This is a genomic window from Streptococcus sp. (assembly GCF_019414905.1).
GTDB lineage: Bacteria > Bacillota > Bacilli > Lactobacillales > Streptococcaceae > Streptococcus.
Map to the genome: position 1 here is coordinate 1 of NZ_DXLC01000179.1, position 1,382 is coordinate 1,382.

Annotated in this window: 1 protein-coding gene; it reads right to left on the reverse strand. The window is 39.7% G+C overall.

Annotation, left to right across the window (positions count from 1 at the left end; all coding sequences use genetic code 11):
• On the reverse strand, positions 1 to 1,382 hold a 1,382-nt coding region (locus QZ359_RS05440), incomplete at both ends, for a pneumococcal-type histidine triad protein (RefSeq protein ID WP_293963927.1).

The window sequence follows — 1,382 nt, forward strand, 5'->3', positions numbered from 1 at the left end:
GATACCATTATTATCCATGGTTTGGAGACTCAGATTATTTCGTAAACCAGCTAGGGTTTCTGTTGCATTAGCTTTCAAACTAGCATCTGTTACTTTAGCAAGTAAAGCTTCTGCTTCTTTGAGCTTGGCTTCTACTTTTTCAGTCTCTACTTGAGGAACTTCTGGCTCAGCAGGTGTTTCCTCTACTGGTTCTTCATCCGCTTTGAAGTTCTTTTTGGGATCTTCACTGTGGTCTTTCTTACCTAAGACATGCTCGCTGGCATTTCCCCATCCGTCATTAGAATGTGGACGTTCATCAGGATGTTCAACATAGTACTTAATCGTCGCAAATAAATCTTCCAAGGTATAACCGTTTGGAGCTTTGTATGAGTGATCATCAAACCAAGCAAATTTAATGTTATGGTAATGATCCTTATGAGGAATGATTAAATTACCATTTTTAATCTCAACTGTATGCTCGACCATGTATGGAAGTCGTACGAGTGGAATTCGTTTTTCACCTTTCACACGATTGTAAATGGCCGCTGCACTATCTCCAGTTGGATTTGCTTGAGCGTCTGCATCTGGAGATGGAGGTAGGATACCTTTTTCTTTAGTATAAGATTGAGCAGCTGCTTTTTCCTTATCAGAAAGGCTATCTTTTCCAATCCAGTGACTATGACCCATATGAGGCGTTACATAGGCATCTCCTTCATCACTGATAATATCATGTTCGTCAAAAATGTAGCCATCTGAGGTTGTATACTTATCAGCTAATTGTGCAATACGGACTTCGTTTTCGGTATATTCAATTTGAGAATTTGGTTTACCAAGACGTTCTGGATGGGTAATTGGTGCTAGGAATGCCAATAAATCATCTACTAATTTTTCTTTATTAGAAGATTCATCATTCAAGCGTTCTGCTAATTTGTCTAAGGCTTGGAAATCAGAAGTACGACCCTTATTTTCAGACAAGGCTTTATGAGCCTCGACCAATAAATTATATGCTTTATCATAAAATTCTTGGTCACGAGGTGGTACATTTTCTTTCTTCGCAACTAGGGCATGCGTCTCTTGAGTTTTCTTAGACAAGAGATTTTCAATAGCGTCAATCTTATCCTTGGCTAAGTCTTTAGCTAGAACATAACGACTAGCGCCCTTATCTTCGATAATATATCCATCACCAACTTTTCTAACAACCTGGTTGACATCAAATTCTGTCGGTTTATTTTCCACTGGTGCTAGAGGTTTGGTAGGAGGGGCTGGCTTCAGAGGAGTAACACTTGGCAAGACACTGCCATTTTGTCCCTTAACAGCTATCATACGAGCCAATTTTTCTTCAAGCGGTGACATTTGTGAATAAGGAATAAAGTGATAATGGTCTCCGTGAGGCACTGCGACAC